Genomic DNA, 6,646 nt, shown 5'->3' with positions numbered 1-6,646 from the left:
TGGTGCTGAAGACCGGAATCGAACCGGTACGGTGTTTAACCACCGCAGGATTTTAAGTCCTGTGCGTCTGCCAGTTCCGCCACTCCAGCTTATTTACTTTTTGCATACTTATTATGCAGGCATACTTACTATTAAATTTTATTTAACCGATGTATTCAGTAATTTAAAATTCATTGGTTGCGGGGACAGGACTTGAACCTGTGACCTTCGGGTTATGAGCCCGACGAGCTACCAACTGCTCCACCCCGCGATATTAGTGTTTAAGACCCAAAAGGAATTAATATGATGTTTAAACATTTCAAAACTCTAAATTTTTTTTATTTCCAATTTTCGCTTTACAACTTATTATGAATTTTTATTTAACCGACATATTCAGTAATTTAAAATTTATTGGTTGCGGGGACAGGACTTGAACCTGTGACCTTCGGGTTATGAGCCCGACGAGCTACCAACTGCTCCACCCCGCGATATTAGTGCTTAAGATTCTAAACTAAGTTAATATGCTGTTTGATTTTTACAAAATGATAATTTTTGTGTTTTGTAAGTTTTAATTAATTTTTTTAATATATTTTTCAAAATCAATTATAATTGTACACTTATGCATTCAACATGTCAATAGTTTTTTATAAATCAACATCATATTTATAATGGTAGCGGAAATAGGACTTGAACCTACGACCCTTCGGGTATGAACCGAATGCTCTAGCCAGCTGAGCTATTCCGCCATGTTTGGTTGCGGGAGCAGGACTTGAACCTGCGACCTTCGGGTTATGAGCCCGACGAGCTACCAACTGCTCCATCCCGCGATATTTGGTGCTGAAGACCGGAATCGAACCGGTACGGTGTTTAACCACCGCAGGATTTTAAGTCCTGTGCGTCTGCCAGTTCCGCCACTCCAGCTTATTTACTTATTTGCAGCTAACTGTTAGCTAACTTACTAACATATAAAGTGTCACCTCGTAGCAACATTTTTTATTATATATGATGTACAAACTATTGTCAATAACTTTTTGTTTTTTTAAAATAGGAACTAAAAATTTAGTTCCTAAAATTCTGATATTAACTACATTTACTAATAACTTGAAGTTTTTTTACTATAACCTCTGCCTTTTCCCTCTTGGTGTTTTTTAACGTCTTGAAATCTTTCTTCACTGTCTTTTAAAAATTTAGTCATTATATCTTCAAACCCACTTGCATTTGCTTTGCTTTTTTCCTTTTCCCAGTCTATCTCCATTGGTTTAATAGATTTTTTAGGTACTCCAGCTTGTTTTATGGATAAACTTATTTTTCCATTATCATCTACAGAAATCACTTTAACTTTTACTATATCATTTTCTTTAAGATGATCATTAACATTTTTAACGAATGTATCTGAAACCTCAGATATATGCACTAATCCTGTTTTGCCCTCCACTTCTACGAATGCACCAAAATTGGTGATATTTACTACTTTACCTTCTACAATACTTCCAGCCATTAAGGTCATATTAAAAAGTTCCTCCTCAAAATAATGTTTTTTATTTTATATATTAATTTAATAATAAGCATAACAATAATTCTAGCATTTAGTTTTTATTATCCATTACAGGAGTTTCACCTTCTTTAACAAGACCTAAAATTTCTCTTGCCAATTTCTCTATATATTTATCAGTTTTAGATAACTCTACTTCATCCTGAAATATTTCCTTTTCGTCCTTTTTCTTTTGTAATTCAACATTGTACTTTTGTAGCTCTTTCTTTTGCCTTACCATAGTTACCTGTTGGTGAATTAAAATATAACATACATATACCATAGCAAAAACTAATACCGCACTCTTAACCCTAAATTTTTTTTTCATATCCCATACCCTTTTCCTTTCAATGAAATGAGTATTTTTTAAGTTACATAAATCTATTTTAATTTGTATTTCACATTTCTTCAAGCTATTTCTTCATAATTTATTATTTTTTTTTATTCTAAGCTTATAAAACAATAAATTTGCTGGGTATAAAATAGCATTCCTTACAATTCTAAATGCTTTTCCATTGAATTTTATCAACCTATATTGCACCTTTATAAAAACTCCACTTAGGAGTTTTAAATATAAGTATGCTCCTATTATTAAACAAACATACACATAAAAGTTTATGTAACCCTCATTAGTATACATCAAAAATATAAAAACCACTATAGAAGTTAATGTCCAAAATAGTAAATCTTGTATTATTGTCAAAACCTTGTTAGGATTTTCAAATCCTCTTATTAATCTATATATGTCAAAAAGCACACCAGTTACTATTCCAGACAATAATCCAAAAATTATAAGTTTAACTTGATTTATCATAGATATTATCATAACTCTTTTACCTAAACAATCTTGATATTATGCTATCTTTTTTAACTTTGCTTTTATCACTAGTATATACAAAGGCATCCACGATACCAGATATTACTACATCTCCATTTTGAACATCTAACTTATTCATCTTTAATTGTTGTCCTTTTACTATCATTGTTCCAACATCTGTATTCAATAATATTTGATTCTCATTAAAATTTATAACCTCAATAACTCCATTAATAGTTAGTTTTTTTCTGTTTTCAAGCAATAAATTACTTCGCTTATCTTCTATTTTTATTTCTTTCTTTACTTCCATAATATCCTCCTTATTAATTTTAATAATAAAAATTGGGAATTGTGAAACTAATACCACTTTCAATCCGCAATTAGCACATACCGTTATATTCCTATAAAATATATATGCTTATTAATCTTAATTAAGAATTATATTTAGTACATTTATTCTTTGTCTTCTGTTCCCGAAACTATTTCATACATTTCTTTTGCACTGTCTTTTGTTACATGTTCTGCAATATTCATAATTTTAGCTTTTAAAATTTGATTTGCAAATTGAATTTCTATAGTGTCGCCTTCCGCTACCACAGTACCTGCTTTTGCAACTTTATTATTTATAGATACTCTACCACTCTCGCAAGCTTCTTTTGCTATGGTCCTTCTCTTAATAATCCTAGAAACCTTTAAATATTTATCGAGTCTCATATTATCTTCTCCTTTTCTAATATTATTTATTATTAGTATAAACCTTTATAAAAAAATTAAAATAAAAAACCCAGATATACATCTAGGTTTTTACATCATAGTAAAATTATTTATTTACTATATCTTTAAATTCTTTACCAGCTTTAAATACTGGAACTGTTGATGCTGAAATTTGGATTTCTTCCTTTGTTCTTGGATTTCTACCCATTCTAGCAGCTCTTGCTCTTGTTTCGAAAGTTCCGAATCCAACCAATTGAACCTTTTCACCTTTTTCTAATGTTTCTTCAATACTTTCTATAATTCCTTTTAGCGCCGCTTCTGCATCTTTTTTTGTTAATTTAGACTTTTCTGCAATACTTGTTATTAATTCTGATTTATTCACTTTTGTTACCTCCTTATTATTGAGTACACTACTTAGTAGTGAGTACACTATTAAATAGCATATTCTTCGCCATTAAATAGCATATTCTTCACCCATTTAGAAATTCCTTCTTTTTGGGCTAGATTTTATTTTTAAATAAATTTATTGGCTTTTAGATTCATTCCATAAAGCATCCATTTCTGCAAGTGACATATCTTTCAAATCTAAATTTCTATGCCCTGCATTTTCTTCTATGTACTCAAAGCGATTAATAAATTTATCTATAGTATAATTTACTGCAAATTCAGGGTCTATGTCAAGTATTCTAGCAACATTCACAGTAGTAAATACCAAATCTCCCACTTCTTCTAGTATTTTTGCCCTGTTTTTGCCTTTATATACATCTTTTACTTCCTGTAATTCTTCTAATACTTTTTCCATGGCAGGTTCAATCGAGTCAAAGTCAAATCCTACTTTTGATGCTTTTTCTTGAACCTTACACGCTCTCATTAACCCTGGTAAATTTTTGGGAACATGCTTTAGTGTATCTGTATAATTATCAAAGCCTTTTTCTTCAATTTTAATACTTTCCCAAGTTTCTAGTACTTGCTGAGAATTTTTACTTTGTATATTCTTAAAAATATGAGGATGTCTATTTATCATTTTACTCGTAACACCTTTAATAACATCATTTATATTAAAATATCCCTGTTCTTTGCCTATTTGCGCATGAAAAACCACCTGCAATAGTACATCTCCTAATTCCTCAATAATTTTATCTTCGTCCTTCTCATCGATGGCTTCCAAAACTTCATAACATTCTTCAATAAGATATTTTTTCATAGATTCATGTGTTTGCTCTCTATCCCAAACACATCCATTTTCAGCTCTTAAAGTATTCATAATTCCTACTAAATCCTGGAAATCCAATGTAGCATCTAATTCTTTTGGGATATATATAGATGTTAAATAGTCAATGTCTTCTTGCCTATCTAGTTCATATAATTTAATTTTTCTGGTACACTCTAATTCTTTTATACCTGCTGCCCTAACAAAATAAATCTCCATATCATCTTTGTAATACTCTAGCAAGGCAAGTTTAACCTCTGAAGCTATAAATTTATTGTAAACTTGTGTTATTAAAAGGCCTACTCTTTTATCTAAAACTTGATTTTTTATGTCAAAAGCATCTATAATTTTAAGTCCTTCAATAGGATCTAATTTTAAACTTTGAATAACTGCATCTATAAAGCTAACTGCAGCAAGAATTTCTATATCTATTTTGTTTTTTGCGCATTGTTCTATTAGAAGTTTAACAGAAGTTTCTGCCACTAGGGGATGACCTGGAACCCCATAAATAATATCTCCATACATTTCATGTTTTTGGATAAGATCCTCTGCAATATCCCTATATACCTCATCAAAATTATTATATTCTTCATATCTATCATCATAGGTTTCAAATTGAATTGATATGGATTTTAAATAATCTACGGTAGGATGTTTTTCTGTTCTCAAATAAATTTTTTTACCATTTTTAAGAATCTCCAATGTTTCTATAGTTAGTGATCCTATAGCGCCCGGTCCGAGCCCTACTACTTTAATCATTAGCCTTCACTCCTATGTTTTTTATTTTAGCCTTAAAAGTTCACTTTAATTTCTTCTTAATTTATTTTTAATTTCATCATATTCAAAAATCCTAAAAATAAAAATGAATAACATATAAACAATAATGCCTATTAATATGGATACCACACAAGATAGTTCTTTACTCATTGTATAATTATAGACACTAGCGTTGCTAAATACAACCGAAATTATCATTATAGCAGCAGCAATACCCGGTTTTACAATAGCATCCACCCAGTTTATTTTTATATTTAAGGCACTCTTTAAATCTTTCATATTTAATAAGCAGCTTGTAACATATCCCAAAATAGTTCCTATAACTGCACCATAGATATTTACAAATGAAAATGAAACCAATACATATGTTATTATAACCTTTACAGTGCACCCTAGTGCTAAATTATATACAGGCTTCATATAATTGCCTATACCTTGGAGTATTGCGGTACTGGTTTGAGTTAAGATCAAAAAAGGTATGGATATTGATATATATTTCAAAATTTCATATCCTGCTGCATCTTTCATAAAAATCAAATACATTATAGGATAAGCCATAAAAAACATCCCGAGTGAGGAAGGCAATGAAATAACATTAGACAACTTCACAGCCATATCTACCCTTTTAACCAGTTCACCTCGTTTGCCTAAATAAAAAGCTTCTGCTATTATCGGCACTAGAGACGCGCATAGTGCCACAGAAAGAGCTAAAGGTACATTCATCAAGGTAAACACCTTTCCAGTCAACTGACCATACAACACGGCTGATTGTGTTTGTGTAAATCCAGCTTTTAGAAGTTGCTGTGGCACTAAAATAGAATCTATTAATGACATAATAGTCCCCACTGCAGCACCTAAAGATATTGGAAAGGCTGCCTTACCTAAATCCGCTAAAATATGTTTATGCTTTGATACTTTTCTTACCGGCAGCTCCTTTTTCACCTTAAAATAAGTTAAAATTAAATATATACTTCCCATAATAGCACCAACTAAGGTTCCAAGAGCTGCTCCTCCAGCCGCATATTCAATGCCCTTTGGAAACAATAAATACGCAAATAAAACTCCGGCCACTACTCTTCCAACCTGTTCTACTATTTGAGAAATGGCAGTGGGTCTAACATTCTGTAGCCCTTGGAAAAAGCCCCTGAAGGTACACATAATAGAAACAAAAATTGGAGCTATAGCAATTACCGAAAAAGAGTAATATGATTTAGGATCCCATTTTAATATAGATATAATAGGCCTTGCAAATACTAGCATTAGCATAGTAACTACTGAGCCTAGTATAATCATAAAAAGAAGTGTTTGCCTTAATACCTGCCCTATTCCCTCCCTATCATTTTTTGCATTCATCTCCGCAATAAGTTTAGACATAGCTAGTGGTACACCTGACGCCAGTGCTACAAAAGTCAAAAAAAGTGGATAGGACATCTGATAGTATCCCATTCCCTCATCTTTTATTAGTGCCTGTATTGGAATTCTAAAAAATAGGCCTAAAAATCTCGCAAATATTCCCGCCAGTCCAAGTATAATAGTCCCTTTTATCAATGAATGTTTCTTCATAACAGCCTCCTTGTATTCCTGTGTTGTATCTAAAAATTACATTCTATGATTATAA

8 protein-coding genes and 6 tRNA genes are annotated in these 6,646 nt (G+C 31.3%); all 14 read right to left on the bottom strand.

All coding sequences use genetic code 11. The features are described 5' to 3' along the window. A tRNA-Leu gene (locus ACREV6_RS02750) sits at nt 1-89 on the bottom strand. Between the two features lie 85 nt (nt 90-174). Then, nucleotides 175-250: transfer RNA gene (locus ACREV6_RS02745), tRNA-Met, on the bottom strand. A 141-nt stretch (nt 251-391) separates the two neighbouring features. After that, nucleotides 392-467, bottom strand: a tRNA-Met gene (locus tag ACREV6_RS02740). Nucleotides 468-648: 181 nt separating this feature from the next. Next, nucleotides 649-725: transfer RNA gene (locus ACREV6_RS02735), tRNA-Met, on the bottom strand. A gap of 5 nt (nt 726-730) precedes the next feature. After that, nucleotides 731-806: transfer RNA gene (locus tag ACREV6_RS02730), tRNA-Met, on the bottom strand. A 5-nt stretch (nt 807-811) separates the two neighbouring features. Beyond that, a tRNA-Leu gene (locus ACREV6_RS02725) sits at nt 812-900 on the bottom strand. 172 nt (nt 901-1,072) lie between these two features. Beyond that, nucleotides 1,073-1,486 carry a S1 domain-containing RNA-binding protein gene (locus tag ACREV6_RS02720; protein ID WP_164945020.1) on the bottom strand — a complete coding sequence of 138 codons (414 nt, stop codon included), beginning with the start codon at nt 1,484-1,486 and terminating at the stop codon, nt 1,073-1,075. A 79-nt stretch (nt 1,487-1,565) separates the two neighbouring features. Beyond that, the gene (locus ACREV6_RS02715) at nt 1,566-1,838 is read right to left on the bottom strand and encodes an FtsB family cell division protein (protein ID WP_431576501.1); all 273 of its coding nucleotides are present in this window, start codon (nt 1,836-1,838) and stop codon (nt 1,566-1,568) included. 93 nt (nt 1,839-1,931) lie between these two features. Continuing rightward, the gene (yabQ, locus tag ACREV6_RS02710; RefSeq protein WP_431576500.1) at nt 1,932-2,324 is read right to left on the bottom strand and encodes a spore cortex biosynthesis protein YabQ; all 393 of its coding nucleotides are present in this window, start codon (nt 2,322-2,324) and stop codon (nt 1,932-1,934) included. Between the two features lie 19 nt (nt 2,325-2,343). Continuing rightward, nucleotides 2,344-2,637, bottom strand: a complete 294-nt coding sequence (gene yabP / locus ACREV6_RS02705; RefSeq protein ID WP_431576499.1) for a sporulation protein YabP — start codon at nt 2,635-2,637, stop codon at nt 2,344-2,346. 143 nt (nt 2,638-2,780) lie between these two features. Continuing rightward, nucleotides 2,781-3,041, bottom strand: a complete 261-nt coding sequence (locus ACREV6_RS02700) for an RNA-binding S4 domain-containing protein (RefSeq protein WP_431576498.1) — start codon at nt 3,039-3,041, stop codon at nt 2,781-2,783. Nucleotides 3,042-3,147: 106 nt separating this feature from the next. Beyond that, complete coding sequence (gene hbs / locus ACREV6_RS02695; RefSeq protein ID WP_124998401.1) at nt 3,148-3,423, bottom strand: non-specific DNA-binding protein Hbs; 276 nt, start codon at nt 3,421-3,423, stop codon at nt 3,148-3,150. Nucleotides 3,424-3,564: 141 nt separating this feature from the next. Continuing rightward, complete coding sequence (gene yabN, locus ACREV6_RS02690) at nt 3,565-5,010, bottom strand: bifunctional methyltransferase/pyrophosphohydrolase YabN (RefSeq protein ID WP_431576497.1); 1,446 nt, start codon at nt 5,008-5,010, stop codon at nt 3,565-3,567. A 45-nt stretch (nt 5,011-5,055) separates the two neighbouring features. Next, nucleotides 5,056-6,591 carry a putative polysaccharide biosynthesis protein gene (locus ACREV6_RS02685; RefSeq protein ID WP_431576496.1) on the bottom strand — a complete coding sequence of 512 codons (1,536 nt, stop codon included), beginning with the start codon at nt 6,589-6,591 and terminating at the stop codon, nt 5,056-5,058. Between the last annotated feature and the right edge of the window lie 55 nt (nt 6,592-6,646).

This window comes from Clostridium sp., from assembly GCF_050717515.1.
In the GTDB taxonomy this organism is placed as follows: domain Bacteria; phylum Bacillota; class Clostridia; order Clostridiales; family Clostridiaceae; genus Clostridium_AD.
Note: the sequence above shows the minus strand (reverse complement) of the source record. Positions and strands in the feature narration are given on the sequence as shown.